Origin of the sequence: Paraburkholderia caribensis, from assembly GCF_002902945.1 — a bacterium.
In the GTDB taxonomy this organism is placed as follows: domain Bacteria; phylum Pseudomonadota; class Gammaproteobacteria; order Burkholderiales; family Burkholderiaceae; genus Paraburkholderia; species Paraburkholderia caribensis.
In genome coordinates, this window is record NZ_CP026101.1 from 134,302 (window position 1) to 161,098 (window position 26,797).

Consider the following 26,797-nt stretch of genomic DNA (forward strand, 5'->3'; position numbering starts at 1 on the left):
AGCTTCGATGAGGACGACGTGTCGCGGAACGTCCGGACATGGGCGGCTCGCGTAACGTAACGCGAGCGTCGTGACGGCAGTGCTCACGGCCTGCGTTCAGATGCCGAGGCGGCGCAAGACCTTGGGTCCGATGAATGCGACGAGCGCCGCGCACAGCGCGACGACGGACAGCCCGATGGGAAGATTCGTTACCTGTGCCACGCCGCCGATGATCACCGGCCCAAGCAGCAGGCCGAAGTAGGCGAGCCCGGCGACGTGCGCGAGGCCCTCGGCCGCGTGGATGCCTTTCACGCGTGCCGCTGCCGCGAACAGCACGGGCATCATGTTGGCGAGACCGAGGCCCATCAGCGTGAAGCCCGTCAGCGCTGCGATGGGATGCGGCAGCAGCAGCGCGCCGATCATGCCCGCGCAGGCTAGCGACGCGCTCGCGGCGATCAGCTGCGGCGCGCCGAATCGCGCGCGCACTGCGTCGCCAGCAAACCGCGCGGCCGCCATGCCGCCCGAGAACGCCGCATAGGCCGCGCTCGCGACGGCTGGCGTCGACGCTACGACGTCGCGCATATAGACGGTTGCCCAGTCGTACATTGCGCCTTCCGCGATCAACGCGATCAGCGCGATCGCGCCGAGCGCCCACAACGCGGGCGAGCGCCAGCGGTTGCCGCGCGGCGTGTGCGCGTCGGGATGCTCGGAATGCGGAACATGCGGCAGGACGGATGGGCACGCGGCCAGCAACACGGCTGCGCTGATCAGCGAGGCGAGCAGCAGATGCACGGCTGGCGCCATGCCATGCGCGAGCGCCGCGCCGCCGACCGCCGCGCCCGCCATCCCGCCGACGCTGAACATGCCGTGCAGCGCCGACATGATCGGGCGGCCGAGCGTCTCTTCGACGGTGCTGGCTTCCGCGTTCATCGCGACGTCGAGGGTCGCCATGCCCGCCCCGAAGAGCGCGAGCAAGACGAGCAGCATCCAGTAATACGGCACGACGAGAATCAGCGCCCCAGCCGCCGACATCACGAGTCCGCCCGCGAGACACGCGCGCCGCGTGCCGACGCGCGCGATCCACGGCGCATTCGTCACCATCGCGCCGATCGAACCGCCCGCCACCGCGAACAGCGCGAGCGACAACATGGCCGGGTTCAGCTGGAACCGGTCGCGGACGGTGGGCACGTGGACGCCCCAGGACGCGTACATCATCCCCGCGATGAAGAAGAGGGCCATCGTCGCGTAACGGGCGCGGTTGCGCGCGCTCGCGGACAGATTGCGATGCGCGGCGGGCAAGGATGCGGAATCGGACGGACGATCGGACACGGAAAGCTCGATGATTGAAAACGAAGAGGAAGCGCAGATGCAGCAAGTAAGCGCGATGAAAGCGCTTCCACATTCTAGCGAAGCATGATCGCGCGTGCGGGCAAGTCCCTGAACTAATATCTACGTTCCACGCGCGTCGCGTTTAACGGCATCGCGCGGCGCATCAACACCCGACGAGGACGCGCACTTGAACATTCCCGCTCATGCTCCGCTGCATCTGCTGCATCAGGCCGCCATCGGCACGCTCGCCACGCATGCGCGCCAGCCGCAAGGGTTTCCGTATCCGACGGTGCTGCCGTTCGCGCCGGATTCGCACCATCGCCCGACGATACTCGTGAGCCGGCTCGCGGAGCATACGCGTAACCTGCACTCCGATCCGCGCGCGGGCTTCCTGATCGTCCATGCGCCGGACGGCGACGTGCTCAATGGGCAGCGCATCACGCTGGTCGGCACCTTCGAGCATGTCGAGCCGACGCCGCCCGTGACCCAGCGGTATCTGCGCTACCACCCGGATGCGGAGCGCTATCTGGTGCTGGGGGATTTCTCGTTCTGGGTGATGTCGGTCGAGCGGATGCGTTATATAGGCGGCTTCGGCGCGATGGGATGGTTGACGCAGGAAGAGCTCGATCCGCTCGTTCCTGTTTCGTTCGACGAGGAAAACGCGCTCATCGAATTTTTCGAACGCCACCCGCGACGGCCGGCGCAAGTGCAACTGATGGGCATAGACCGATATGGCGCGGACCTGAGCATTTCGGGCGTCCGCAACCGCGTGATGTTCGACACGCCCGCACCCGATGCGGATTGCTTGCACGCTGCCCTTGAAGATTGCATCGCGCGACAAGCCAATGCGTGATAGATAGCGAGAGGTGGTTTTTACCGCGAAATCCGGCCGGCATTTTACATTTTGCCGGTTAAAACTCGCATGGTATGAAATGTTCGGGAATAAATTAACCATTGCTTTTCATGGCCTGCGAATTAATTACGAATTTATTCCTCAGAGGAGCGTTATTCAGTAGGGGAATAATTAGGCTTCTGACCGGGTTGATTGGCAGTCGCTAGAAAGATTATGAAATTGAGATTAATTAATTTTCGCCGGTGTCTTTTCCGAAGTTTCTATTTTGTGTTAATCTCGCCAGCAAATTCCGAGGCATGATCACTTTCCGGACTAATCGGCATAGACCGTCCGTCCATTTATCGAACCACAAGGAAACTATGTCCTCCTACAGGGAACTGCTCGCGCAGCGCGAAAAGCTCGAGAAACAGATCGAAGAGGCGAAAGCGCGCGAGTATGCGGAAGTGTTAAACGAGATCAAGCAGAAAATGTCTGATTACGGTATTACGCTGGCTGAACTCGGCGCTGGCGGACGTGGTGCGAAAGCCGTAAAGGCAGCGGGCCGTCCCCGCGCCGGCGTCGCGCCTAAATATCGTGACCCCGCAAGCGGGAGCACCTGGTCGGGCCGTGGTAAGCCGCCGCGCTGGATTGCCGGTCAAGACCGTGAAAAATTTCTCATCGAGAAATAATATGACTTAAGGCTTGCACCGCAGGCAATGGATTTAACAGAAACCGCGCTCCATTTGGAAGTGCGGTTTTTTATTGCGCAAGTCTTTGCAGTTCTTAGGAAGAACAGTGGCCGATGCGGTGTGTGCTTCGATGCGAATGAGTCGCGTTATGATAAGCACATGATTTAAAAGGTATTTTTTTGTGGGCTTAACAGCCGATTCACAAGGCGGCAGGTAGAATAAATAGTAACCAAACCGTTTGCCTTCAAATGCCTTCCAACTCGACCGCCCAATCCGCGGAGAAACGGCGCGTAGCCCGCAAAACCACCTACGTCAGCATCGGACTCAATACGGTGCTGATGTCGGTGCAGATCGTCGTGGGCGTGATTGCGCATTCCCAGGCGCTGGTCGCGGACGGCGTGCATTCGCTTGCCGATCTCATTTCCGATTTTGTCGTGCTGGTCGCCAATCGCCATAGCGGAGCCGAACCGGACGCCGATCATAACTACGGTCATAGCCGTTATGAAACGGTCGCGTCGCTATTTCTGGGCGGCCTGCTGATCGCAGTCGGCGGCGGCATGCTGTGGCGCGCCGGCGAGCGGCTCACGGATCTCGACAACATTCCCGCCGTTCATGTAAGCGCGCTCGTGGTGGCGCTCGTCGTGCTGCTGTCGAAGGAAGCACTGTTTCGCTACATGCTGCGCGAAGCACAGCGCGTGCGTTCGGCAATGCTGATCGCGAACGCATGGCATGCGCGCTCGGATGCGGCGTCGTCGCTGGTGGTTGCGTTGGGCATTCTCGGGAGCATTGCGGGCGTGCGGCTGCTCGATCCCATTGCCGCAGCTATTGTCGGCTTCATGGTGGCGCGCATGGGCTGGACGTTCGGTTGGGACGCGCTTCAGGACTTGTCCGATCGCGCGCTCGACGAATCCGATTCCGCCGATCTGCGCGCTCGGATTTTATCGACGCCGGGCGTGCGCGATGTCCACGAACTGCGCACGAGGAAGATGGGCGACTTCGCGCTCGTCGACGCGCACATTCTCGTCGACCCGATGATCTCCGTTTCCGAAGGCCACTACATCGCCGAGACTGCGCGTTCGCGCGTGCTGTCGGACAACCGCGTGCTCGATGCGCTGATTCACGTCGATCCGGAAAACGATGCGATTGCGCGGCCGCCCGTCAACCTGCCGCCACGCGCAAAGATTGCCGCCGAAGTGGAAGCGGCGCTTGCCGCGCAAGGACTCAAGGCCGCCAGCGTGAATCTGCATTATCTGAGCACGGGGCTCGACATCGAAGTGACCTTGCAACCGTCCAGGCTTGACGCGCTGGAAAGCGAAGTGCTTCAACTCGCGCGGATCGATGTTGAAGCGCTCAAGTGCAAACTGGGCGCGCGCCGCCTGAACGTGACACACGCAGTGGATGTGTCGACGGCTGGCGCGGAGCTGATGCGCGAGCCGCGCGGCGACGGCTGAGCGATTCCCGACGCCTTAGCGAGCTGGTTAAAGCGGCAACTGCGTATCGAATTTGATCTCACGCAGCACTACGCTCGTGCGCACCTGCGCGACCGCGGGAATCTTGAAAATGCGGTCGTGAAGGAAGGTGTCGTACGCCTTGATATCGGGCGCAACGATCTTGAGGATGTAGTCCGATTCGCCCGTCGTGCTGTAGCACTCGGTCACTTCCGGGCAGGTGGCGATTTCCCGCTCGAACTGCTCGACGCCGCCTTCTGTATGCCGCGTCAGGTGAATATGGGCGAGTGCGCACACATGCAGGCCGAGCTTTTCCCGATCGAGCAACGCCGTGTAGCGCTGGATGATGCCCGATTGCTCCATGTCCTTGATGCGCCGCCAGCACGGCGTGCTCGAGAGCCCGACCTGATCGGAGATTTCCTGCACCGAACGGCGCGCGTCCAGCTGCAAAAGACGCAGGATTTTTTGAGAGAACGTATCGAGTGTCAACTGCGCCTCCGTTGTCGCGTCGCCTTTTCGTCAATGGTAGAGGTCGCGGAAACGAAACGCAATGCAAACTGCCCGTGCTGAGGGAGATTCCCTAATTTGGCGCCTACTCGGCGGGTTTTTGTTCTGAGTCGTCCCCGTCAGCGCCCGCTGCCACGGCGCTCTGGCTGGCCCGCAGCTCCGCCAGCATGTTGCAGAACAGGGCGCCTTGCTCGATGGCGTCGTCGAGTGCGACGTGCGTGTGCGGATGATCGTCGAACCAGTGCTTGGGGAAGCGCGGCTTGATGCACTTGCGATACGGCAGCCCTGTCATAGCGAACGCGAGCGTCTTGATGTCGAGCGCCGACCACGAAAACGGACAGCGTCCGGCGAAGCGCATCATGTACCAGAACATGTACGTGAAATCGAAGCCCGCCGGCATCGCGACGAACACGGGCTTGCCCGGCAATGCCTCGACCCATTCGACATACGCGACGAGCGCCGCCGCCGGTTGCTGCAAGTCCTTGCGGCACGCCGCCCACGCTTCGGGCTGTGTCTTCCACCACGCCTCCTGCACGGGATGCGGCGCCGCGCCTTCGAGCAGCTCCAGGTTCGCGGAGAACGTGCCGATCAGCTGCTTGTCGGCCGTATAAGCGGCCGATGCGAAACTCAGCATCGAATGCGGGCCGGGAATCGGGCCGTCCGCTTCGACGTCGGTGCTCACATAGATTTCTGCGCTCATGCGCCGACTCCGTCCGCGACATACGGATTCGTGCGGCGTTCGTCGCCGAACGTCGAGGTGGGGCCGTGGCCGGGAACGAAGGTGACGTCGTCGCCGAGCGGCCAGAGCTTGGCGCGGATCGAGCGGATCAGGTCGCCGTGATTGCCGCGCGGAAAGTCCGTACGGCCGATCGAGCCGGCGAACAGCACGTCGCCGACCAGCGCGAGGCGATGCGCACGGCTGAAGAAGATCACGTGACCGGGCGTGTGACCGGGGCAGTGATAGACCTCGAGCGTTTCGTCGCCGAAGCTCACAGTGTCGTTGTCGTCGAGCCAGCGGGTCGGCTCGAAAGCCTCGGCTGCGGGAAAGCCGAAGCGCACGCTCTGTTCGGGTAACTTGTCGAGCCAGAAGCGCTCATCGACATGCGGCCCTTCGATCGGCACGCCGTAGTGTTCCGCAAGCGTCTTCGCGCCCGCGCAATGATCGATGTGGCCGTGTGTCAGCAGGACCTTTTCGACCGACACATTCTGGCGCTCCACCTCGCCCTTGATGATGTCGAGATCACCGCCCGGATCGACGATGGCCGCGCGCCCGGTGCTCTCGCAAACGAGCAGGGAACTGTTCTGCTGGAACGGCGTAACGGGCATTAGTGTGACTTTCATGGCGGGCGCGCGAAGCGTGAAAAACTCGATTGTACCGACCGCCGGGTCGCGTGCCATTGGCCAGAAAGCCGAGTGGTGCATGCGCATTTTTGCAGTAATAGTGAGAATTCATCGGCGGGATGGAGCAGTTGGCAACACAGAATTGTGTTTTTGCTATAATGCACGTAATGGGTGTGGGAAACCGCACTGTCTTTGGGTGAAAAAGCATTTCGTCCTATGAAACGGGAATGGACGCTGCTGCTTCACCATCAAGCAAGTGTCGTCGGGTAATCCGGTGACAAATCCAGCATCGATCGCTTTTATCGATGCGCACGTCCTGTCTAGCCAGGTGCCACGCGCCTGCCACGGCCTCGCTGCCGTAACGCTGGATGGGGCCTACGCCGCCTTCCTGAGCGCTGTGAGTTTCCGGCGCTGAGCGTGTTTCACGTTCGATGGCGGCTTGTGGGGTCTGGCCAAAACTGCGGGGACAGTTCCGTCAGACGTGAAAACTAACCGTGCGGTTGCGGCTGATTGTGCCGCGTCCGGGCTTTCGTCGTCCTGCGCCAGCGTTGCGCGGTGCGCGCTCGTTCATTGCCGCCGGAGTCGCATGCATAAGCGCTGTTTTTCGCGTGGTGCGGCTCGCATTGGTATCAAATTGTCTTATGAAAACTCGGCTACCCCGACGTGTTGGGAGCGTTTTTGCCTTTTTGGCCCTCGCCGGTTGCGCGGTGCCTCCAGGCGCTACCACGCAGGTCAGCGGCGTGTCCGCGACGACCAAGGATGCGCATACTGCGGATGCGCATACTGCGGTTGCTCCGCAGTCGTACGGCTCCGGTATGAACAATCTGCCCGACGCGGCGGATCAGAAGGGCAAGCTCGCTGACGCAGAGCCGTTGACCGACGGCCCGAATATCGGCGATTTCCATCAGATGGGCCGCGCGTCGTGGTATGGACGCGGCTTCCACGGCCGCAAGACGGCCAACGGCGAGCGCTTCGACATGCATGCGCTGACGGCTGCGCACCGCACGTTGCCGCTCGGTTCGTATGTGCGCGTGACCAATCCGGCGACGAACGATACCGTGGTCGTGAAGATCAACGATCGTGGTCCGTACGCGCGCGGACGCGTGATCGATCTTTCTTACGCGGCTGCGAAAATTTTGCATCTGGCGCATATCGGTACGGCGCGCGTGAAGATCGAAGGTCTGACGCAGCGCGAGGCGAAGGCCGAGATGAAGGAAATCCTGGCGTCGAATCAGAGCGATTCGAACGAAAAGTAAGATCGTCTTTGAACGATGGCCGTGGGCATGCGATGCCCTCGGTAGAAAAGGCTGCTTTATGCAGCCTTTTTTGTTTTCACTCGTCCTTTTTCAGCGCCAGCGCGCGCGTGTACAGCGCGTTGCGCGAAGCGCCTGTGAGCGCTGCCGCGATCTTCGTCGCGCTGCTCACCGACAACTCCTCCAGCAGCATGCCGAGCAGCGCATCGTGATCGTGCTCGCCGCCGGCATCGACGGGCGCGCCTTCGACGACCAGCACGAATTCGCCGCGTTGCCGGTTGGCATCGTCTGCGAGCCACTTAGGCCCTTCGGCCAGGGTGCAGCGATGCAACGCCTCATGTAATTTCGTCAACTCACGGGCAATCAACAGACGCCGCTCGCCGCCGAATGCGTCCGCGAGCGCCTGCACGGTTTCGATGATTCGATGCGGCGCTTCGTACAACACCATCGCGTACGGATGCTTTGTCAGCGGCGCGAGTGCGGCGGCGCGCTGCTTCGCTTTGGGCGGCAGGAAACCGATGAAAGAGAACGTCGATACCCAGTCGCCCGCTACGCTCAGCGCCGTGGCGAGCGCGCTTGCGCCCGGCAGCGGTACGACGGGGAAACCGGCTTCGCGCACGGCATCGACGAGTTTTGCGCCTGGGTCCGAGATGCCCGGGGTGCCCGCGTCGGAAACGTACGCGATACGCTCGCCCGCCTGCAGATACTCGACGATCCGCTGCGCGGATTCGCGTTCGTTGTGCTGATGCACGGCGACGAGCGGCTTCGAGATGCCGTAGCGCGACAGCAGTTGTCCCGTGTTGCGCGTGTCCTCGGCGGCGATGCGATCGACGAGGCCGAGCACATGCAGCGCGCGCACTGTGATGTCGGCGATGTTGCCGATCGGCGTGGCCACGACATAGAGCGCGGAAGCGGGGTACTGCTGTCCCTGCGCGAGTTCGGAAAGAGGAGTCATGACACGGAAGACACAGACAGACGAAACAAGGCCGACATTGTGCCACGCAGCCGCGCGCGCACCAGACCACGCGTGCGATGCTGCGCGGCGCCCGCACAACTTTTCCGATGGCGCACGGTCCAAAAACGTCGGGGCAGCGTTCGAAGCGCATGCGTTGACGTTTCTCCAGCGGCGGCGTCTGCGGCTCGTCGCACGTAACGTCGTGTGTCGCGGCGGCGAGATCGATCTCGTGATGCGCGAGCCGGACGGCGCGCTGGTGTTCGTCGAAGTGCGCGCGCGAACGCGGGGCGGATACGGCGGCGCGGCGGCAAGTGTCGTGTGGCAGAAGCAGCAGCGCATCGTGCGCGCCGCGCAGCAGTTTTTGTCGGCGCATGACGGCGCGATGCCCGCGTGCCGCTTCGACGTGATCGCGTTCGAGCGCGGACGTCTGGTGTGGCTGCGCGACGCTTTTCGTGCGGACGGCTGTTGAGCAGGCGGTTTCGCCGCGTGAGTACGCTAAACTTGCGGACGCGAAAAGTGCGGCGAGCGCGTGGTGTGTGAATACGTGCCGAACGCTTTGCACGCAGGCGCTGCGAAGCGGAACCGCGCAGCGGCTCCGCATGACGCGCCGATCGGAGCGGCTGCGGACTTCGCACGGGGAAGGGCAACACGTCCATTTGAACCTGCGCTGCCAGGCGGGCAGCGCAAGCAGTACACGATAGAGAGTCGATGTCAGTCGAACGCATTCAACAGCACTTCCGCGATAGCGCGGCAGTCACACTCGCAGCACTAGAAGCTTTGTCGATGCCGATTGCGGCGGCCGTCGATACGATGTTTGCCGCGCTTGCAAACGGTAACAAGATTCTGGCGTGCGGCAACGGCGGGTCCGCTGCCGATGCGCAATACTTCGCTGCCGAACTGATCGGCGGATTCGAGCGCGAGCGTCCGGCGTTGGCAGCCATCGCGCTGACGACGGATTCTTCGATCATCACGGGCATCGCCAACGATGCCTCGCTCGACCAGATTTTCGCGACGCAGATTCGCGCGCTCGGCCAGCCTGGCGACGTGCTGCTCGCTATCTCGACATCGGGTAATCCGGCCAATATTCTCGCTGCCGTCGAAGACGCGCACGACCGGGAGATGATCGTGATCGCGCTGTCGGGCAAGGGCGGCGGCAAGATCAATGAAGTGCTGCACGATACCGATATCCATATTTGCGCGCCGTCCGATCGCACGGCGCGCGTGCAGGAAGTGCATCTGTTGACGATCCATAGTCTGTGCGACGGCATCGATGCGATGTTGCTCGGCGAAGAATGATTCCGAAGGAGAGCGAGTTGATGAGCGCATATCGCGTGAAGAGTACGTTTGTGAGGACCACGCTGGTGGTTGGTCTCGTCGCCGGGCTGGCTGCGACGTTGCAGGGCTGCGTGCTGGCCGTGGGCGCGGCGGCGGGCGGCAGCGCGCTGGTCGCGACCGATCGGCGCACGCTTGGCGCGCAGACGGAAGACCGCGAGATTCAGGTGAAGGCGATGTCGCTGATCAGCCAGAATTTGCCGGACTCGGCGCACGTTAATGTGACCGTGTTTAATCGGCGGGTGTTGCTGACGGGTGAGGTTGCGGGTGAGGTTTCGAAGGCTCGGGCTGAATCGGTTCTGCGTAGCCTGAATAACGTGAATGCGATCATCAATGAGTTGACGATTGCGCCCGCCAGCTCCTTTTCTTCGCGTAGTAACGATACGTATCTGGAAGGGCGCGTGAAGACGGCGCTGATCGCTGAGAAGGATATTTCGGCGAATAACTATAAGGTGGTGTGTGAGCGTGGTTCTATCTATTTGATGGGGCTCGTTACTGTTGATGAGGGGAATCGCGGGGCGGATGTGGCTAGCCGGGTGCCTGGTGTCACGCAAGTCGTGAAGGTGTTTCAGTATATTCAGCCGCAAGAGGCTGCTGCGGCGTCGGCGGCGGCTGCGTCGGCGGCTTCAGGGGCGCCGGCTGCGGCGCCTCAGCCTGATGCTGAGGTGACTTCTGGGGCAGTGCCGGATTCGTCGGTTACTTCGAAGCCGTTGGAGCAGCAGGCGCCGGCGCCGGTTAGCAACTCGACGCAGGTGCGTCCGGGGAATTCGAAGGCGGGGCAATGAGGTTGGGTTTTTGGGGTGCTGGTCGTCGGGCGGTGATGGGTGGTTTGGTTGTGGCTGGGTTGTTTAACCCCGCGCATGCTGCCGATGCGCCGTCGCGTGGGCCGGCCATCGCTCGGGCTAATGCTTGTATGGGATGCCATGCGGTTGATCGGAAGCTTGTCGGGCCTTCGTTTCAGCAGGTGGCGGAGAAGTACAAGGGGAATGCTGGGGCTGGGGCTTTGCTTGCGCGGAAAGTGAAGGATGGTGGTTCCGGCGTTTGGGGCGCGATTCCGATGCCTGCGCATCCGGCGATGAATGATGCTGATATTCGGGCAGTCGTGGATTGGGTGCTGGCTGGGGCGCCTGCTTCTTCGAAGTGACCCCGGTGTTTGGTCTGGCACAGTAATTTTTCGTCGTGCTAGAATCGTTTGGTCGTGGGGCGGTAGCTCAGCTGGGAGAGCGTCGCGTTCGCAATGCGAAGGTCGGGAGTTCGATCCTCCTCCGCTCCACCAATAAAATCAAAGGGTTACAGGAGATTTTCGTGTAACCCTTTTGTGTTATTGAGCCCGTGTAACCGCTGTGTAACCAGATTTGGTCCATGTCGATTCGTCTCGATCTACGAGCGAAGAAGGATGGCACCGGTGGACCAGTGAGTGAGGGACGCAAGTACAGGACAAGTTCAAAGAGTACGGCGGAGTGGCACAGTTCGGCTTCTCGTGTACCAATCGCGCTAATGTTTGGTGGTGGCGTGTCCAAGAGGCTGGGACTAGTCGGCATGGCGAAACTGATTACAGAGTCGGCGGCGCAGTGAGGCTGGGCTCCCGTGCACAGGGCTGTCACGCACGGTCAGAATAAAGCAGCGAAGAAGCGCCTGCGATCGGCCAAACAGCAAGGACGCTGACCGGATTCGTCGCAAGGGTAGCGTCGCGCTCGCGTATAAGTCCACCATTTGGGCTAAATCGTCAGAGGCGCGGTTAGCTATGTCGCGCAACGGCGATCTCCTTCATTTTTGGATACCAGAAGCGACACGAGCGAGCAGCGTCGGGTACATGCGGGACTTCCACGACGCTTGCCGTTGGCAAAAGCGACTGGGGAATAGTCTGGTCCACTCAACCAACCGGACCAAGTACAACGCTTCGCGAGGATGTCAGATATCTGTCGACACGGCTCGATTTTGGTTTTCGTTGCGTGCCGGATGCGGAGCCGACGGTGGCGACAACCTTGTCGTATCCGTTCTTCCTTATCGAGTCTGGCTCGGGAATCAGGATACCGGGCGGTTTGCCAAGCTTGATTTTCAAATCCTCCATGCCTTTGCGCACTGCATCGGAGACTCTTTCCGCTGTCTCCTCTTCACGCTGAACTAGGTCCCATGCCCATAGACCCAATAGGACCATCTGAATTCCACCAAAGCTGTCAATGAGGCAGGTGTGGTGAGATAACGTATTGGCAAAGGCTGAGGCGTAGAACGATTCCGCTTTATCGATATTCTCTCCGGCGAATGTTGTTCTCTTGATTAACTCATGGAGCAATGCCTCTCTGAATTCCTCCATTATGGCGTCTATTCTGGTGGGAAACTCCGTAATTGGAATGGCAAGTATTAGGTGATTATCTGCTTTAATCCCATTAATCACGATTTCCGTTTCCCAGCCCGCAAAGACCTTGGCATCAACCTGACTTGAAGGGAGATAGCACCTTGTCTCTACAACCGCCGAAAGGTCCGGGTCTTGTGCGGCTTCTTCTGTATAAAGCCATCGAGCGCTTTTGTGAGGCGTATCCTCAATTTCGTCGCTGCCAAGGGCCTTGCTGCCTGATTTCCACTGCACGACTCGCGCGGGTGATAACGAGCTTGACGAAATGGGGTTGCGCCCGGTTTGGGCCAAGATAAAGTGAGTGTATAGTTTTTTTCCCGAAATCTCGCTTGTCAGACTGTATGGGCTGTAATAGACGAAGTAATTGAGTCGCTGATGCATTTCAGCTATGTCAGTCGAGTGGCGGACAAGGATGCGTGCCAGATGAGGCAAGTCTGGTGAACCAATAAGAGGGTTGCGAAAGTTGCGGTTGGCGAAATCTAAGATGTGCTCTTCAAGGCGCTCGCAAATGTCGTCAACCGTATCAGTCTGCAGAAGTTCTACGTTCTTTTTTCTCCAGCAAAAGTTCATGAGGTGCGCGAGCATCTTCGGCCGCGAGATCGCAAGCTCCTGGTTCTGAGAAATCGCAAATCCCTTTTCAGCAAGAAATCTATCTAGCTCCATCCGCATATCGAAGAGGGCGTCGTACTGAGGTCGATGACGCAACTTGAAGCGCCGCAGTACATGCTGATGAACAAGGATCGCATCAATACGCTTCAGATCCGAAATCTCGCCCAACTTTCGCGTGTGCTTCGCTTGTTGTTTTCCCCGCGAGGTGTCGGTCGAAATCGCGATTTGAATTTTGCCCATGATGAAGTTGACTGAAGGAAACGATAACGCTAGCAGAGTTGTCGAAGACTGAAAAGCTTTGTGAGCAAGCGCAAATGTGTGCTCTTGTCAACCATAGAGATTCACGGCCTTTTGCGATTGGGGTCAACTTGACGCGAATTCCCTAACGTTCGTCTCGCGTCTTTCACTGCGATTGAGCTGCATCTGCGTGAAATACGCCACGAAGACGAGCCGTGCGTGTGCTCGCCACTGTGGAGTTTTGCAATGGCTCTTTCCGCCCCCCTTCAAATCAGGATCCATCGCCCATGCACGACTGACGAGCCTGCCTTTCCGGTCCCGTCGCCTGCATATCTTAATGTGAACGATAGCGCGGCTCACATGCCGCACATTGAGCCTGAAAGGCACCACAACCAGTCACCCGGACTTGTGGCGTTTCTTTCCCTGCCTGTGTGGACGATCGAAGAAACAGCGTACTACCTGCGCATCCAGGCGCAGACGATTCGCAAAGCCATATCCCAAAAAGGCGCATATCACGGGTTGATACCTCGTCGTTTTGGCCGTCGCTGGTACTTCAAGGCCGCCGAGGTTCGCGCGGCAATGGAGATCGCATGATGAGTCCGGCAATCAACAATGCGATGCAGGTGGTTCCTGAGAGCACCATCTGCAACCTGCTGCGCGATACCTTGCTTGGCCGCGTTTCCGACGATCTCCGGCACAACTATCAAACTTCCGAGGACATGACGACGTTCTTGGTGCTCGGCATGGCCACGTTTGCGTGCCAGGACGGTGCATACGTACGTATGAGCGACGGCTCGCTCATACCGCTTACGGGTTACTTCGTTGTCAGTGCCCCTCCTGGCAGTGGCAAGTCGACCCTGATGTCCCGTTTGCTCAAGCCATTTAGGGATGTCGAGGCCGAAGCCGCCGAAGATAGCGCACAGGAATATCGGCGTTACCGGTCGGCGCAGTTTATCTGGAAGGGGCGGATCAGGCAGCTCCGTCGAGAACTCGACGAGGCAATCGCCGCCGGTAAGGACCCTGACACTGTGAGCGTTAAGCTTGACCACGTGCTATCAGAGGAGCCGCGCCTGCTGCTCACCGCCTCGTGGATCGCCGAAGACACGACTATCCAGGCACTGCGTCACCGCCTGCACAAAGTATGGCCGTCGGCTTGTGTCGTGCTTGACGAAGGCATTCGGTTTTTCAACAACCCGTTGTCGCGCGCCTTCGCCGACTTCTGCACGTTATACGACGCACGTCTTGCAAGGAATGAGCGCGTTACCACAGGCGTGGAGTCGGTCGAAAGCGCATTTCTTTCGATGGTGATCGCGACGCAGCCAGGTCCGCTATACGGATATTTGAACGAGCACGGCAAGAAGGCGTTGGGTACCGGGTTCCTTTCGCGTCTCCAGCTGCTCGACGTGCACCAGCTGATGCCGGTGCGCCTTCGGACCGGACGTGCGATGCGACACGAAGCGCTTGGCCAGTACGACGAACGCGTTGTCTTGTTGAAGCGCGACGCGCGCAAGCGCATGCGTAAGAGCGGCGCTTTCGAGCCGGTAATTATTGACATTTCCGAAGAGGCCGGCCACGTTCTGGAGGGAACATCTGAACTGATCCATGCTCGCCTCTCTGGCAATGGGTATTCCGCTGAGATGGAGGCGTACCTGGGGCGTCTGACAGTTCTGATCGCTCGTCTCGCGGGGGTGCTCCATCGATTCGAGGGCTGTGAAGGTCCCGTCGCTGAAAACACGATGCGCATTGCCATGGAAATTGGATTCTGGCTGGCTTTGGGAACAAGCAAGGTTCTCGCTCGCATGCGGGAACCTTCGGATGTGGATAAGGCCGACATTGATGCCCTCGTGCAGATGCTTCGTGGACACGCGTTCCAGCGGCGTCGTCTATTTATCAGAAAGGGTGAGCTATCGGCGATGGCGCCAAGCTTCGGCTTTGATGATGTCCGTTGCAAACGTGCTTTGCAGCGTCTGTTCGCGGCCCGTTGGGCGTGGATGGAAGAAGCCCATGGCAACTCGAAAATCATCCGCCTGTCGCCCCATTTCTTCTCGATCGGTCGCTGATCGCAACACAAGATCACCCGCATTACCCGTACGGCACCGTCTAGTGCCGTACGGGTGGCCTTTGCCTGTGGCCGACCCAACGTTTGGGTGCTACCGCTCTGCCGTATGCGCCGGACGTACGAACAAGGACTTCCAAATGAATGAACATCCGAATTACGAAGTGGCGCGCGACCAAGGCGAGACCGCCAATGCCATCTTCACTCCTGGTACCCGGGGGCGTCATCCTCACATACTCGTCACGCTGATGCTCGCACTACTTACGACAATGACTTCGGTCGATATCGCCATCATGTCCGGTCTGCAACGCGCCGTTGGGCTACCGGAGCAAGTCGCGTGCGTTGCGTTGGCCGTGGCGCCGGTTATCGGCGCGCATCTACTGCCTGCCCTAAGCACAGGGAAATCAATCCCCATCCGTTGCTTTTCGCTGGGACTGTGTGCGGCGAGTCTGTTGGTCACGCTCTACGGCCAGGTGTCCTTTTTCCTCTTGGCGCAACGAAACGCTGGCAATCAACGCGCAGATACTGTCACCGTTCCGCATTCCGGAGGACGGTCAAGTGCTGTGCTAACGCGAGACGTTATGGCAATTGCCTCTGACGAGGAAAACATCCGCAACATGCTCGCGATCAATGACTCGAAATACTGCGGTACCAATTGCCTCGCGCAACGTAGGCGTCACGACTTGCTTGAAGCCAGACTACGGATGATCGAGACGGAGGAGCACGAGGCAAAGCGGCATGAGGTCGCGGCTGACCGTGACGCCGACGTGGATCAGCGTTGGCGCGACTCGATGCGCGACGATCCCGCGACTGCACGACTTGCAAGAGCGACTGGGCGCGATGAGCAGACGCTGAATCTCCTGCTAGCCCTCGTGTGTGCAGCCGTCCTGGATTTCACGGGTAGTTTTTGCTGGTACTTGGTACTTGACCGTCGTCGTAGCACCTTTGTCGTGCACGCAAATCCGGTAGTCGCGCTCAATGACCGGGGTAGTCGCGGGCGGATCGCAGTCGACGAAGGGGCGGTTCCCGACACTACCGCGCCACTCACCGACGAGGGTGACAGTCGATTGATGCAGCTTGTGCATGACGTCGCTGCAGGAGAGGTCCGCCCGACCATCGACGGCATACGGGAGCACTTCAATTGCGCCCAGAAAACGGCCACCCAGCTGCGTCGTAGATATCAGGCGCTTTGCGAGCTGGTTCAATCCAGCGCGTCCCAGAGCTAGCGGGAGACGACCGTGCCTAACATAAAACTAACTCGCTACGAAACACAGTGGATCGCGAAAGATGCCCGTTATGTCTACACCGACGACAACAACAAGGTGCACCAGGCGGCGTTGACATACGGGGTGGTGTATCGCCGTATCCTTGATCGAGTCGAAAGTGACATGATGCATACGCTCGTGGAGCATGAGGGAGTGCGTTACGAGATCCTTTCGAAGGCTTTGGGATGTTTGTCCAGCGTCGTGCACCGAATGGACTGGCTCGCATGGCTCGTCGTTAACAATGATGGCAACGCGTTCGATTATGAGAGGCGCGAAGACGGCAAGTTGATCCGTGTTGAAGAGCATGCATTGGGGCGGTATTACGGCATGCTCTCAATTCTCGTTCGCGCCATATTTGATGGCGAGCTGGATCTTGATCGCTTCAAGCTGCCGCCGCACGCTGAGCTTTTTCGAGACGTAGTCCGATACCACGTCGACAGGATTCCAATCCTTGCCGACTGTTTCGACAGGCTGCCAACCTATTTCGACCGGAACGTGTGTCGATTCTGTGGCGAGCTTGCTAACGACCTGTTCAACCTGCTTCGCCATGAGGGGAAGGCACGGAAGATTTCCAAGATCTTAGCTTCTTGGAAGGGGGACAGTGTTCGAACATTCGAACGTATGCAGGAATTCAAGCGCGAATGTTTCGCGAAGCATCCGGAGCTATTTGTAATGCAGCTCGAATGTGGATACGCTCCACCTGACGGAAAATCCCCCGTGCCGATCAATCGAGCCAAAGGCGATCATGCAACGTTTGTTAACCGTCTCCGCCATAACGCAAGGTTCGCGGCTGTTGCAATCGGTGGGATCTGGTCGCTGGCGTGGGGCGAACTTAAGGGGCATCGTTTCCGCTGGATTTTTTTCCTCAATGCCGAGCTGGTTCAGGATTCGACCGAGTGGGTAGAACTCGTCGCCGGTGCTTGGCACGCTGCTGTTCCTGAGGACGCCGCCTATGTTCGTATCCCCGGCTTGAACGACAGCCCTTCGCCTGTCGCAGGCCTCGTCCGAGTCGATGACACGGTGAGGATGCGGTTGCTCGACGAAGAGCTTGATTACAATGCGCAGAAAGATAATTTCATTCGGTTTAGAGAAGCTGAGGGGGCACGCTCTTGGGGGACATGGGTCCCCGCGAATACGCGCGAAGATCGCCGCCGTCGCTTAATACCAGAGGAGTAGGGATGCCGACGTTGAGGCGTTCGGCAATGACGCTTAGCCTACGAGGAGGTTCAAGGTCCGGTCCCCTTTTTGGGGACCGGTGAGCTGCGGTTTTGGAGAGAAGACATGAAAGGAAGGGCGCGCTCATGCTTACCTGATCCTCCTACGAGATGTGCGATTCTGACAATCGCACATCTCGTAGGCACCTCCTAAGGGTGCCATCAGCAATCTATTGGTGTTGCCGACAACACACAACGATCGTTGGTGAGGGGTTTGCTCTCTTCCTCGGGCGGCAGTCGGGTTTGCCAGCCTCCGTTCAGTCCAGCGAGCTTACCGACCTACGATAGAGTCGGCGCAAGGCAGGTGACTAAACAACCCACGCTGCATGATGGGACACTGTCTATCCTAATCCTTAGAACGTGGCAAGAGATCTGGCTGTAGCCGATCGTTCCGTTAGGCGGGTATGCCAGCCCTTGCATCTTGGCGTAATCGCTGCGCCTGACATCGTTTTATCTTCCCGTCGATCGAGGCAATTGTGGCACTTGCGCAACGAAGCCCGCTTCACTGGCGAGCTAGTGATATAACCCGTGCCCGAATTTCCCTGTGGGAATAACACGACATACAACGAATTACTTCTGTTCGGACGATAGGGCGTTTACGCCCGATAGTTTGTACAGAAGTAATTCGTTTTCGTAGGAATTATTCGTTTGGTATAAAAATTTATTGTTTGCATCTTTGTTTTGAACCAACCGTTCTCCGAGCGAGCGCAAGCAAAGCGAGGCACTTAAAGCGCAGCGATATGCCGCAGGCATGAGCGAAGCGTTACCCTTCCATCGGTGACCCTCAAAGGTCACCGACTAACTTTTTTAAGCGGAGCGAGGACTTTCTCGTGGAGCGCTACCTATCGAGCCCCTAGACGGGGCGAGATCTAACTTTAAATAGCGAAGTGTCCAACGCGCCGTGTGGGCGCTAAGGACACGCAGCGTTAGACTCTACTCGATGTGGTCGAGACGACCACGAGACTGTTTTAAGAAAGAGCCGACTATTCCATTAGGTTCGACGGAAAGTCTGACTAGTGGGTCACCATCCACTACTGCGCGCATCATGGCTTTTTGGCGAAGCGATTCGGATGTTCCTGTGCAACCGGGAAATCTCCTTCGACTTCGGTAGCCGCAAAGTACTTCAGCGAGGGTTAGCCCGCGGGCGGCTCATGATCCCGCGGACGCGAGCAGCAGGAGCATACCGGGAAGCAGCGTCACGGAATCAGCTGGAGCCGGCCTGCGGAGATTTCCAAGGCATCTGTCATCGAAGAGATTCAAGATCGACGACATGCTGTACGACGCCTCACGGATGCTGCGGTGCCGTGGTTCCGCGAGTCGGTAAGAATGCGAATCAACGAGCGCATGACGACCTCGCGCAGAAATACATCGTAGGCCGCACGATCATTGAAAGTCGGGCGACCGCGCAGCATCAACGCTAGGTCGGCGCTTCCTTCAGGTAGCGATGCGGTGACTCAAAGCTACAGTTATTCTGATCAAACAGCGAGGTTTTCTGATTACGTACTCCCGACCGCGCTTTATTCGCCCGTCTGGACCAGCGGGATACGTTCCGGCGTCGATTTTGCCATCGCGACGATTGGCTTTTTCCTGTTGACACGCTGGAAAATTCCGCCGCTTACGGTCGTCATGATCTGTGCGCTCGCGGGTATTGCCGAAGCCGTTCTGAAGTGAACCGCCTGAATGTCCGCGCTCGCCGATCACCCGTAGGGTTCTGAAAATGGAACGAACGGCCGTTGTGCACTTAAAAGCTGCTCTTTTCCACTATCTCGGGTCGAACGGCCGGAGAGGGTCGAGAGTACGCACTGACGACTGGCCGCTTCAGGGCAGCGCAATTTCACTGGCCGCTTTCGAACGATGAGTTTGAAGAGCGGACTGACGCGGCCCGGACCCAAACCAGCCAGTCGGCCTGCCGAAGTGCTTGCCCCGAAGCGGACGGTCGCAGCAACTTTCAGCGACCGGCAGCGGTCGCTGACTTGCGGACTCTGAGTGACGGACATGCCGCGGCCTATAGCTGGACTGACGCAGCTTTTTGCCCCACGTTCCACCTACCAGTCGACGGTTTCCTCACCGACTTCCGCGTACCTCAGCTGTGCACTGGACACCGCGAAGGCGCAAATGTCATCCATCTGGTACTCGCCAGAAGCCTGCTACTTGGACGATGCTGCGATCATTCACAGCCAACCGCCTACCGTACTTAGCACACTTTAGGCTAAAGTGTGCTAAAAATGTAACATCTGCTCCACGACGCGGCCGCACCACAGCTACTGGCTATCTTCGTCGTCCGCCTTCTCTCGCGAGAAAACCGCCGCCCTTACATTAGGCGCTTCGGCCGCCAAGTTGTCGAGCTTCGTGCGAATCGTGGTCAATTGCGCAATCGTGATGTGATTTTGGGTGTGAAGGATTTCGAGTTCGCGTCGAAGCGCGCCGAACTTCGCCCCAAACATCCGGTGCTTCTCTGATCGCTCCGAAAATTTGAAAAAGGTCTGGAGGCTCGACAGCACAGCGGCTGCGACGCTGCATAACGCTGTAATCACCTTGGCATATAGTGGAATGGTTTGAGCAAGGATCGATGCGAACGCCGACGCGCTAATCACTGCCGTAATAATGATAACCGGAACCCCGTAAACCCATCCATAGCCCCCCAAACGTGCCGCAGCGGCATAGTGGGAAAATTGGGATTCGCGAGCTCGTCTTAACCATGAGAGCACAAGCTCCGCTTCAGTCGCAGGGGGGATATATCGCGTGGAATCCGTTGCCATGGTTAAATGTGTAGGAAATTCGAAACAGACCAAAAGTCGCTAGCTTGGGCGCGCCCTTTCGAGGACGTCATTCTGACTCATCTCCCAGGGTATAGGGACGTACACCCATTTCAAGATTATGAAGTCCACAGAAGAAATCGTCGCGTTGGCAAAGGAGATCGCGTACCGGTCGCATGAAGGGCAGGTTCGGCGAGGCACGCTCGTGCCGTACGTCGAGCACCCGCGGGACATGGCTGAGCGGCTAGCTGGCGATCCTGAGTTGCAGATCGTCGCCTGGCTACATGACGTGCTCGAGGACTCTAGCGAGACAGCGGAGTCGCTGGAGGCGGCGGGCATTCCCAAGCACCTTGTGGAGGCAGTAGTGCTGCTTACCCGCGATCCGAACGTATCTGACGAGACGTATTATCGTCGCATAAGAGGGTCCCGCATTGCAACTGAGGTGAAGGTTGCGGATATGATCTCGAACTTGGCCGATCAGCCGACACGTAAACAAATCCAGCGATACGCACGAGGTCTGCTGATCCTGATGCCGGAAACTGACGAGTAATCATGGAGGCCAGCGATCAATATCTTTGACCACGACAGCCTGTTGGAGGCGATCTCTAAGGGACTGAATAGCCACAGCGAAACCCCCGTTGCGTGGCTGAAGTCGTTCGTAGACGATCTCTCGGACGGCGAAGGTCTGAACGTGGTCGCTGATCGGTCGGAGATGCCCCAGGAGCTCGCCCTGTTGGAGAAGCCGCCGGTAGTAATCGTTGTGGACTGCGGCACGGGCGAGACAAAGCTTCTGCTGTACACGGTTCAAGCTGAGAATGTCAGTTTCAAGCAGCTGGTGAAGCTAGGCCCCGCGTCGTCGTATGTAGACGACCCTAAAGAATTCGTCGGTACTATTCAGAAACAGTTCGATCTACACAAGGCCGACATGGTGCTGGTCGCGGCATCGGCCTGGATGCGCGACGCCAGCACTGAGCTGGTGGAACGTGGCAATGACCTTCTGCAACAGCTGACTGACGCAGTGGTCATTTGGAAGACTTTGTCCCCGCGCGAGGAAGCTTGGCTTGAGCTGGCGGCGGCCAAATACGCTTGCGAGAAGCTCGGCGTGTCAATCGGAGCAGTATGGGCGGCTGGCGGCGGTTCTACGCAAATGACTGAATGCAGTACGGCCGACCCAAAGATCCACCCCTACTCAATTGGCAACCAAACAGGGTTGAGCCTGCTTAAATCTCAGGGAACGCAGGAAGGGCTCAGGCAGTGGCGTCAGCAAGTGCGCCGGTTTCACCAGGGCTCATCCGTGGAGTTGTCGGGGCGCATTCTCGGCATTTCAGCGGTGTCGCATGCCGCTAAGGCGTGCGGCCTAGCCATTCGCGAACCGCTCCCGCGCGAGGAGGTGTTGCACAGTTTCGATGCTTTCATTGAACGGCGATCGGCCATGGAGCACCTCTCGGAGAACGATCTGCTCGACTTGGCCAATGTTGCCCAACAGCGGGAAACGCTGGACCTCGTAGTTGCCCCGGACGCCACTCTATATTTCGTCCGAGAGATCGGCGACGAGGACGCTCGCATACGCATCACTTGGTCGCTGGGCTGGTATCTCGAGTTGCTAGCCATCTTGGACCAGTTCCCTGTGCCGCGTGACACACTGCTGCGCCTGTGGGCGGAGAAGGCGGAACTAGAGAAGATCGGCTCGAATTTCCGTGTCGGTGAGGGCACTCCCGTTGCGGCGACCGGGCAAGTCCTGCGCGATCTAGAAAGCGGCACCAAGGCTCTGCGCGATCGCGCTCGCCATCTCGAAGGGCAAGTGACGAGCCTGCTGCGTGACGTGGCCAAAGTACACCACGCCCGGCTTGAAGGCGAGAACCACCGACTTAAGACGGGCGAGTCGCTGGAGCGCAAGCTAAAGGAGCGGCTGCGTCGCCTTCTTGAGAGACATCGGAGCCACCGATTGTACTATCCGCGACTGGCCGATGTGTTTCATGAGGTCGACGATGCACTGCGCTACACCATGGTGGTCTGCGCTAAGGACTATGCGCAGACTACGGAGGCTGTGCTGCGAACCCTTGAGGAACGCTTGCTATGTACCCACGTGCGTTTCAACTATTGGGCGGAGGGCTCGACTTACCGGGGCGTCAACGCCTTCATCAAGTGGAATAGCTTTACCTTCGAGCTGCAGTTTCATACTCCCGAATCGTGGCAGCTGAAACAAGAGGCGTCCCATGAAATTTATGAAAGCTTTCGCGAGCTTCCTCCCGGACGTGCCAAGCTCGTGCTATACGAACACATGAAGGGCTTATGGAACGACGTGCCGATGCCTCCTGGCATTGAGGCAATTACCGCCCCCGCCCCTATGCGCGATCCAATGATGGAACTGCTGAGCCAACAGCTGAGCCAACTGCTGGCGCTGCGGAAGCGTTACGCAGCATCTGCTATGAGCATCTTGGACGGCAGTGCCTTCTCAAGCCCCGAGGAACGACATACAGCTCTGGCCGGGCTAGGCTGCCGCCTGATCCGGGGAGTCGACCCAAGTCACTTTGAAACCCTAGCGTACCCGCCGGACCAGAAGCGGCTTGCCTGGATTTCCAACCTGAGTGAGATCGAACCGGTCAAAGATTTACGCGATGCCGTCATGAGCCTGATGGGCAAGCCTGCCGCTTGGGTCGACAAGAAGCTGGCTGAGGAACACACTTGGAAGTTGGTGATTATGCCGACGCAGGTATGTCAGCTTGCCACCTGGGATGGGTTGTTCGAATCCATTAGAAGCGCGTACCCTGAAGTCGCTAGAAAAGTCCAAAAATTCAGCGCTGCCCTGAGAGGGACCCCGTTCAAAGAAATACAGGCGCAAATCTCCCCCCCTTGCACCTTCCGCAGTGTCAAGGATGCAAAAGATTCGCATCCACAGTATATCGATCTTCAGCGCCTTGTTGATATTGCACAGCCGACGCTTTGGCAGGTGCGCTGCTTTCTTTACATTGTTATCGGCGTGAATGAACAGTTCAGGGGAGATGGTTTTACGTACGATGACCTAGGCGTTAGGCATGGACGCGAGTACTTGCTACCGAACACTGCAATCACCAAGATTCCCGGCTGCGAAGTGTTCGAACTGAAGAGCACTAACTGGCCCGACGCGATCTCAGAACCGGGCCCCGCCGGTGCGTATCTTGCCGGTTCGACCTGAAGTTGCAGCAGACGCTCAGCTTGTCTTCCATGGCTGAGCGGGTCTGAAAGGCTAGCAGTTGGCACACTTACTGCCAACTCTCAGAATGGCTGGCTTTCAGCCGTACATTGGGGACGTGGCGCAAATGGACAGCGCACAAACCATGACTTCGGGCCGTAGCCGCCCATGGTTAGCCTGCTCCAAAGCGGTCGGCCACCAGCGACCGTTTGTGGCCGATTGGGTGAGGTCACCAACGGCTGCTTTATGGCACTCCGGTCCACAGAACATGGATTCGACTGAGTGACCGCTTTGGAGAAGGCCGTCTGACCGGAGTGGGTCAACTACGGAAGCTCGCCGATCGTCAGGTCAGTGGCACCCGCGCGCATTCCGGAAACTTCCGGGTTCGGCCAGCTGCTGTCATCGAATCGCGTGGCAACTGCGTCCTTTGACAAGTCGGAGACAGGCGTTGTGGCCTTGGCGAATCTAGTCGACAGCGTGATGAAGGCAATGCATAGCTGTTGCCGCTGCAACATGCAGTGATCTTCTTGCACACTGGGCTTGCGGACATTTTGTCATTTGACTGATAGCGGCAGTGGGTCGAGATGGGAAGCTCGGTACCCGCACCTGGCAGCGGGTCTAACGGTAATCTTGGGTACCTTGGAGGTCACGAACAAAAAAAAGCGGCCCACCATTTGTCATAGGCGCAGCGATGGATCACCGCTTACGTCAGGACCGCTTCCAGTGAACCGCTATTCAACAGACGCGGCGGAGCAATTCCGATAGGCGACTGCATCGAAATCGCTCGACTTTGCCCAACCCGCGAAGGAATACGAGGGGTTACTCTCGAAGTATTTTGGATCCGCAAGCTTGATGAATTCATGTCGGCGCTGCGTGACGAAAAACGCGCCTACGGTAGGGAGCTGTTTGCGTTGTGAGTTTTGATCCGGTTCTGCATACACGTAGACAGGGTGGAGCAGCGCCAGATTTCCGTTAGCCAGTGTCTTCGTTTTTGTATAGACGCAACCTACGTCGGCCATGGCGCTAGACACGGACACGGCGGCGGCAAGGGCGCACAGAAGCTTTTTCATGGTGAATGGCCTCGTAATCAAAACGTGTATTTGAATTCGCCGTCGGTGGTGCGAATCTTGACCTTGCTGACCTGATCGCAATCCGACCTGATGTCAACGTGGTCGGACTCGCCTTTTGCCAACACGATAGGGAAACGCACCAACATATTGAGGCCACAATCACCGTCATTGACTTCGATGCCACGAATCGTGACGTCCTGTTCGGCTGTGATCCTCAGTTCCGGAATGTTCGGATAGAACTGGTTGCTGCTGAGTTTGATCTTGAGATGACTGTCTGCGCCGCAGGCGCTCAGCGCCAGGGCTGAGAGAACGAGAGCAGCGAGGCATTTGAGGGATGGGTTCATGCTCTTCACGTGATGTTTTGGGTTGTACTTATGCAGATCGATACCGCGCGCTGGCGGTGGCATCCCCCCTCCACCCGCATGCGACCGCGGATTCGAAGGGATGGCGAGCGATCCCGCGTGACGACGAGTGCATGCAACCGCGTCGTTGGCACGGCGACGATCATGCAGATGATTGTGCTTTAGCGGTTAGGGTGTCGTGGCGGTTTGGACGCCGGATATCAGTTGTGCATTCAGACTGCTGCTGAACTCGAACGTCTTCTGGACATAGGTCGACGGGTACAGGAAGCCCATACGCAGATGACCGTTGCGCAGTCCAACCACGAGCTTTGCGCCGTCGTAGACAGGGGAGAGCAGCGGGTCCGTGCCGAGCTGAGCCAGTTGCGCGGGATCGACGTTCATCACGATTACGTTCGCGTTACGGCTGTAGAGTGCCCATGAACCGATCACGACCGTCTGCTGACCGCCGGAAGAGAACGACGTTGCTGTGACCTTGTTGTCGGCGGTAAGCGTCATACCGAAACCGCCGGCGCGACCTTCAAGATTCAGTCCGATCGCCTGCCGAACCGACGTGTAAGTCGTGCTGGCGTCGCCTGTAATCAGCGAGATCACGCCATCTTCCATAACGGCTGGTTGCGCGCCGTCACAGACCATTCCGTTTGCGATCGAAGGATTGTCGCAAGCTGGCAACCAGACAGGCAGGATTACCCGATCGTTGCTGTATGACTGCAGGCCGACATACGCCTTGGTGGCAGCGCTGAAGGTCGAAGTGGTCAGCGGCGCAAGCGTCCACAACGCGCTCAATTCGTAATTCCCGGCGGGTACGGCTGTCGCGAGCGGCAGACCGCCCAGATCGACCGTCCGGTATTCGATGCTATACCCGATGCCTGTGACGGGATCGGTACCGCTGAGCACAGTTCCGTTCGCCGAAACTGCCAGCGGCGCACGATACGTCGACACAGGTACGAAGGCCGACCAGCTCGCATCGTTCCTGAGTTCGTAGGCGCCGTACATCGTTTCGTACTTGCCGTTGGTGACCGGTTGCCACGTACCTGAGCTGTATTCCTGCTGGCTCGTTGTAACCTGTGCGCCCTGCAGCTGACGCACGTCCTGCACAATTGCCTGCACCGGCTGCGCGTTAAAGCTCGAAAAATAAGGCAGATAGCCGTCAAGCGCGTAGGTGGGGCTGGACAGAACCTGCGAGGCGTTCGCCACAGTGAAGACCGGCTTGGCGGCCTGCGTCTGAACGTCTGTGAGCGTGACAGAGGCGACATCCCCCTTCGCCACGATTGCGTTCATGGTGTTGCGCACGGTGGCGGCGTCAACCACGCCGTTCGTTGCGAACGACGTGAGCTTGTCGAGAATCGCGGATGCGGTCGATGCCGTCGCGGCGTTACTCGATGCAATGTAATCGGCATTCGGGTCGACGTTACCACCGAGCAGCTGGGCGACGGCTGCGGTGGCTTGAGTCTGCGATAGCCCGGCTTCCATCTGCGCCGAAATCATCGTGGTGAGCGGGGATATGTTCTGCTGCCCTGACGCCGCGACCGTCTGGCTCAGGGTGAACGTCGCGGGAAACGTATAGCCGGGACGCGAGAGATCCTTCGTACCGGGTGTGACTGTGACGAGCAGCATCTTGCCCTGGAGATTGCCGGTGTCGGGCAACGAGTAACCGCCGCTGGCGTCGGTTGTTCCTGACGGCAAGGAAGGATCACACGCACCCTGTCCATTATCAAAACAGACGGTCGCGCCGACGAGATAGCCGTCGATCGCTTTTCCCGTCAGCTGCGCAGAAGCAGTGGGTGCCGACGGATTGGACGTCGTTGTGGCCGATCCGCTTCCTCCACCACCGCCGCAGGCCGCCAGCGCGGCTGATGCAACTGCGGACAACGTTAATTTCACAAAACCCGCATTACAAATTGTTTTCACTTTTTTTCCTTGCTCATATTGCTCCCGGCCGGGGAGCGCCTCGGATCTGATGCAAATCGCTCCGCACGGGCGGGGGCTGATATGCGCACAGTGCCGCTCTTCGCACCGCCATTTGTGAGCCTTCTAGTAG

The 26,797-nt window shown here is 58.7% G+C and carries 24 protein-coding genes, 1 tRNA gene and 1 pseudogene; 16 read left to right on the top strand and 10 right to left on the bottom strand.

Going from position 1 to position 26,797, the window contains the following annotated elements:
* Window positions 1-96 precede the first annotated feature (96 nt).
* Complete coding sequence (locus C2L66_RS00600; protein ID WP_060599418.1) at window positions 97-1,308, bottom strand: MFS transporter; 1,212 nt, start codon at window positions 1,306-1,308, stop codon at window positions 97-99.
* A 187-nt stretch (window positions 1,309-1,495) separates the two neighbouring features.
* On the opposite strand from C2L66_RS00600, the gene C2L66_RS00605 reads away from it, so the two are divergent.
* The 3 genes from C2L66_RS00605 to C2L66_RS00615 all read left to right on the top strand — a co-directional run bounded on the left by C2L66_RS00605 (window position 1,496) and on the right by C2L66_RS00615 (window position 4,280).
* Window positions 1,496-2,161: a HugZ family pyridoxamine 5'-phosphate oxidase gene (locus C2L66_RS00605; protein ID WP_060599417.1), complete on the top strand. Its 666-nt coding sequence runs from the start codon at window positions 1,496-1,498 to the stop codon at window positions 2,159-2,161.
* A 359-nt stretch (window positions 2,162-2,520) separates the two neighbouring features.
* Window positions 2,521-2,829 carry an H-NS histone family protein gene (locus tag C2L66_RS00610; protein WP_054929471.1) on the top strand — a complete coding sequence of 103 codons (309 nt, stop codon included), beginning with the start codon at window positions 2,521-2,523 and terminating at the stop codon, window positions 2,827-2,829.
* Window positions 2,830-3,077: 248 nt separating this feature from the next.
* On the top strand, window positions 3,078-4,280 hold the full coding sequence (locus tag C2L66_RS00615) for a cation diffusion facilitator family transporter (protein ID WP_054929472.1): 1,203 nt from the start codon (window positions 3,078-3,080) through the stop codon (window positions 4,278-4,280).
* A gap of 27 nt (window positions 4,281-4,307) precedes the next feature.
* On the opposite strand, the gene C2L66_RS00620 is transcribed toward C2L66_RS00615, so the two are convergent.
* From C2L66_RS00620 to C2L66_RS00630, 3 genes are all read right to left on the bottom strand, one after another.
* Entirely contained in the window at window positions 4,308-4,766 is a 459-nt protein-coding gene (locus tag C2L66_RS00620; protein ID WP_012399541.1) for an Lrp/AsnC family transcriptional regulator, read from the bottom strand.
* Window positions 4,767-4,869: 103 nt separating this feature from the next.
* Window positions 4,870-5,484 (bottom strand): 3'-5' exonuclease family protein, encoded by a 615-nt coding sequence (locus tag C2L66_RS00625; protein ID WP_054929473.1) that lies wholly within the window; start codon window positions 5,482-5,484, stop codon window positions 4,870-4,872.
* The gene (locus C2L66_RS00630; RefSeq protein ID WP_060602398.1) at window positions 5,481-6,125 is read right to left on the bottom strand and encodes an MBL fold metallo-hydrolase; all 645 of its coding nucleotides are present in this window, start codon (window positions 6,123-6,125) and stop codon (window positions 5,481-5,483) included. The genes C2L66_RS00625 and C2L66_RS00630 overlap by 4 nt, the downstream gene beginning before the upstream one ends.
* A 641-nt stretch (window positions 6,126-6,766) precedes the next feature.
* Here C2L66_RS00630 and C2L66_RS00635 point away from each other — a divergent pair.
* The gene (locus C2L66_RS00635; protein WP_082670293.1) at window positions 6,767-7,381 is read left to right on the top strand and encodes a septal ring lytic transglycosylase RlpA family protein; all 615 of its coding nucleotides are present in this window, start codon (window positions 6,767-6,769) and stop codon (window positions 7,379-7,381) included.
* A 76-nt stretch (window positions 7,382-7,457) separates the two neighbouring features.
* Here C2L66_RS00635 and rsmI read toward each other — a convergent pair whose 3' ends face one another.
* Window positions 7,458-8,333: a 16S rRNA (cytidine(1402)-2'-O)-methyltransferase gene (gene rsmI / locus C2L66_RS00640; protein ID WP_060599416.1), complete on the bottom strand. Its 876-nt coding sequence runs from the start codon at window positions 8,331-8,333 to the stop codon at window positions 7,458-7,460.
* Between rsmI and C2L66_RS00645 the strand changes: the two genes are divergently transcribed.
* The 5 genes from C2L66_RS00645 (at window position 8,332) to C2L66_RS00665 (ending at window position 10,941) form a co-directional block, all read left to right on the top strand.
* Complete coding sequence (locus tag C2L66_RS00645) at window positions 8,332-8,802, top strand: YraN family protein (RefSeq protein WP_098021491.1); 471 nt, start codon at window positions 8,332-8,334, stop codon at window positions 8,800-8,802. The genes rsmI and C2L66_RS00645 overlap by 2 nt on opposite strands.
* 239 nt (window positions 8,803-9,041) lie before the next feature.
* Complete coding sequence (locus tag C2L66_RS00650) at window positions 9,042-9,629, top strand: phosphoheptose isomerase (protein WP_035987053.1); 588 nt, start codon at window positions 9,042-9,044, stop codon at window positions 9,627-9,629.
* Between the two features lie 20 nt (window positions 9,630-9,649).
* The gene (locus tag C2L66_RS00655; RefSeq protein WP_060602391.1) at window positions 9,650-10,450 is read left to right on the top strand and encodes a BON domain-containing protein; all 801 of its coding nucleotides are present in this window, start codon (window positions 9,650-9,652) and stop codon (window positions 10,448-10,450) included.
* Complete coding sequence (locus tag C2L66_RS00660) at window positions 10,447-10,809, top strand: c-type cytochrome (RefSeq protein WP_060599415.1); 363 nt, start codon at window positions 10,447-10,449, stop codon at window positions 10,807-10,809. Before C2L66_RS00655 ends, C2L66_RS00660 begins: the two co-directional genes overlap by 4 nt.
* 56 nt (window positions 10,810-10,865) lie before the next feature.
* Window positions 10,866-10,941, top strand: a tRNA-Ala gene (locus C2L66_RS00665).
* Between the two features lie 597 nt (window positions 10,942-11,538).
* Here the strand turns inward: C2L66_RS00665 and C2L66_RS00670 are convergent.
* Entirely contained in the window at window positions 11,539-12,867 is a 1,329-nt protein-coding gene (locus C2L66_RS00670) for a hypothetical protein (protein WP_103323670.1), read from the bottom strand.
* Between the two features lie 243 nt (window positions 12,868-13,110).
* Here C2L66_RS00670 and C2L66_RS00675 point away from each other — a divergent pair, with 243 nt between their 5' ends.
* From C2L66_RS00675 to C2L66_RS40510, 5 genes and pseudogenes are all read left to right on the top strand, one after another.
* On the top strand, window positions 13,111-13,458 hold the full coding sequence (locus tag C2L66_RS00675; RefSeq protein WP_060599412.1) for a helix-turn-helix domain-containing protein: 348 nt from the start codon (window positions 13,111-13,113) through the stop codon (window positions 13,456-13,458).
* The gene (locus C2L66_RS00680; RefSeq protein ID WP_060599411.1) at window positions 13,455-14,924 is read left to right on the top strand and encodes a DUF3987 domain-containing protein; all 1,470 of its coding nucleotides are present in this window, start codon (window positions 13,455-13,457) and stop codon (window positions 14,922-14,924) included. The genes C2L66_RS00675 and C2L66_RS00680 overlap by 4 nt, the downstream gene beginning before the upstream one ends.
* 136 nt (window positions 14,925-15,060) lie before the next feature.
* On the top strand, window positions 15,061-16,146 hold the full coding sequence (locus tag C2L66_RS00685) for a hypothetical protein (protein ID WP_060599410.1): 1,086 nt from the start codon (window positions 15,061-15,063) through the stop codon (window positions 16,144-16,146).
* A 12-nt stretch (window positions 16,147-16,158) separates the two neighbouring features.
* Window positions 16,159-17,361, top strand: a complete 1,203-nt coding sequence (locus tag C2L66_RS00690) for a hypothetical protein (RefSeq protein ID WP_060599409.1) — start codon at window positions 16,159-16,161, stop codon at window positions 17,359-17,361.
* A 1,538-nt stretch (window positions 17,362-18,899) separates the two neighbouring features.
* Window positions 18,900-19,070, top strand: a pseudogene (locus C2L66_RS40510) (chromate efflux transporter); the annotation flags it as partial.
* A 590-nt stretch (window positions 19,071-19,660) separates the two neighbouring features.
* On the opposite strand, the gene C2L66_RS00695 reads toward C2L66_RS40510, so the two are convergent.
* Window positions 19,661-20,158 carry an SLATT domain-containing protein gene (locus tag C2L66_RS00695; protein WP_060599407.1) on the bottom strand — a complete coding sequence of 166 codons (498 nt, stop codon included), beginning with the start codon at window positions 20,156-20,158 and terminating at the stop codon, window positions 19,661-19,663.
* Window positions 20,159-20,276: 118 nt separating this feature from the next.
* Between C2L66_RS00695 and C2L66_RS00700 the strand changes: the two genes are divergently transcribed.
* The gene (locus C2L66_RS00700; RefSeq protein ID WP_060599406.1) at window positions 20,277-20,705 is read left to right on the top strand and encodes an HD domain-containing protein; all 429 of its coding nucleotides are present in this window, start codon (window positions 20,277-20,279) and stop codon (window positions 20,703-20,705) included.
* Window positions 20,706-20,747: 42 nt separating this feature from the next.
* On the top strand, window positions 20,748-23,330 hold the full coding sequence (locus C2L66_RS00705) for a hypothetical protein (RefSeq protein ID WP_060599405.1): 2,583 nt from the start codon (window positions 20,748-20,750) through the stop codon (window positions 23,328-23,330).
* A 728-nt stretch (window positions 23,331-24,058) separates the two neighbouring features.
* On the opposite strand, the gene C2L66_RS00715 is transcribed toward C2L66_RS00705, so the two are convergent.
* From C2L66_RS00715 to C2L66_RS00725, 3 genes are all read right to left on the bottom strand, one after another.
* Window positions 24,059-24,397, bottom strand: coding sequence for a hypothetical protein (locus tag C2L66_RS00715; protein WP_060599403.1), 339 nt, complete (start codon window positions 24,395-24,397; stop codon window positions 24,059-24,061).
* A 17-nt stretch (window positions 24,398-24,414) separates the two neighbouring features.
* Entirely contained in the window at window positions 24,415-24,741 is a 327-nt protein-coding gene (locus C2L66_RS00720; RefSeq protein ID WP_060602388.1) for a hypothetical protein, read from the bottom strand.
* Window positions 24,742-24,927: 186 nt separating this feature from the next.
* Window positions 24,928-26,628: a hypothetical protein gene (locus C2L66_RS00725; protein WP_148654545.1), complete on the bottom strand. Its 1,701-nt coding sequence runs from the start codon at window positions 26,626-26,628 to the stop codon at window positions 24,928-24,930.
* Window positions 26,629-26,797 lie beyond the last annotated feature (169 nt).